The organism is Thalassotalea sp. G20_0 (assembly GCF_017744175.1).
Classification (GTDB): Bacteria; Pseudomonadota; Gammaproteobacteria; order Pseudomonadales; family Endozoicomonadaceae; genus Endozoicomonas.
In genome coordinates, this window is record NZ_JAGHQV010000270.1 from 1 (window position 1) to 949 (window position 949).

Sequence of the window (949 nt, forward strand, 5' to 3'; positions counted from 1 at the left end):
GTCCAGTGGCTGTGCTATTTATGGAATGCCAACAGGTATCGAGCAGTTCTGCGAAAAGCTGTTACCCCTTAATATCTACTCAGCAGAAGACATTCTTAAACATCATACTCTTTTACCTTACTTCTCTTTGGTTTTGCCTTCAGAACGAATGCAGAATACTCGCGTTAAAATGCTGCAACTGTCTAATGCTGGCGCCCAGGGGCAGCTTGGTACATTGGCCTCTACTGTAAAGAACTTCCGATTTCTACGTTTTTGCCCACAGTGTGTGGAGGATGATAGGCAATATATGGGGGCTGCCTATTGGCATCGAGTTCATCAGCTACCTGGTGTTCTGGTGTGTCCTTTCCACGAATGTCCGACTTTCAACTCGCAAGTCGATAAGCAACATACTGCCTATCAGCTATATGCCAGTGCTGAGAAGTACGCAAAGGAAAACGCTCGTCAAAGTAAATTGGTGGTTGATGACAAGCTTCTTTCCATTGCTCAGGCCAGTGCTGAACTATTACGAAGTTATCAGCCTCATGCAAAGCTGGAGACATATCGTAATCAACTCTTATCGTTAGGGTTCAACCATGGTGGAAATGCGATTAATCAAAAAATGCTGGCCGAAGGTTTTATTCGTTATTGGGAGGTGGAAAGGCTGGAAAAACTGGGTATTACCACCAACTTTTATAAAGAGAGTCAGTGGCTGCGTTTCATTACCAGAAAAGCTGAAAGGGGTTCTCAATTTCAGCCTCTGCAACACATTTTAATCCGATTATTCATTCAATCGTTAAAACAGTCTGATGTGCACCCTGGAATTAAGGCGAGCAGTCCGGAAACGATTTATTCATGCCCTAACTCATTTTGCGATCAAAAAGAAAAGCTCAGTGCGAAAGTGATCAATACGCATCATTCGAAAAAGAAAGGGGCAACTTATGGTGTGATTGAGTGTAAATGTGGCTTTACC

1 protein-coding gene is annotated in these 949 nt (G+C 43.3%); it reads left to right on the plus strand.

Going from position 1 to position 949, the window contains the following annotated elements; translation table 11 throughout:
- Positions 1–25: 25 nt before the first annotated feature.
- Positions 26–949 (plus strand): TnsD family Tn7-like transposition protein (locus J7438_RS25995; RefSeq protein ID WP_209278930.1); only part of this gene is annotated, 924 nt, incomplete at its 3' end.